Source organism: Arthrobacter sp. CMU6 (assembly GCF_059090205.1).
In genome coordinates, this window is the sequence record NZ_JBNHFL010000097.1 from 1 (window position 1) to 471 (window position 471).

At 53.7% G+C, this 471-nt stretch carries 1 pseudogene; it reads left to right on the forward strand.

Annotated features, from left to right (window positions below):
- Positions 1-284 precede the first annotated feature (284 nt).
- A pseudogene (locus AC5RWD_RS23220) lies at positions 285-471 on the forward strand (hypothetical protein); the annotation flags it as partial.

A 471-nucleotide genomic window follows, 5' to 3' on the forward strand; every position in this document is an offset into this window, starting at 1 on the left:
TCAGGGCCGATGCAACGGATCAACCGCGAGCCATTTGTGATGCTCATCACTTGTGATTCGTTCCCCAAACTGTCACATGAACATCCGTATAAGTCAACTGTCCACTTCGGATTTTCTCGATGCGAATGCGCTATGTCCGCGAAGCGGGACCATTGACCTAGACGATCGTCCGTGTAAAGGTGTACAAAAGCACCGTGACTTAGATCACATGGTGCGATCTGCTGCGACTGCCCCCCATATCGGGCTCAAAGCAGGTTCCACATCCGAGAAATGGGTAGAAGACAATGACGACAACCACCCCTCATCAAACGCCTTTTACGGTCATGGAAGCGGTCGAGTCCTGGCCGGCGTCCTCCATGAAGGTTATGAAGGATGAATGGCCGCGATTGCGGTGCAGGTTCATCAACTCCAAGCCCGTCGGTTCCTGGAACGAGTTCATCCTGTCCGAGTGGGAACTGGAAGCCTGCGGCT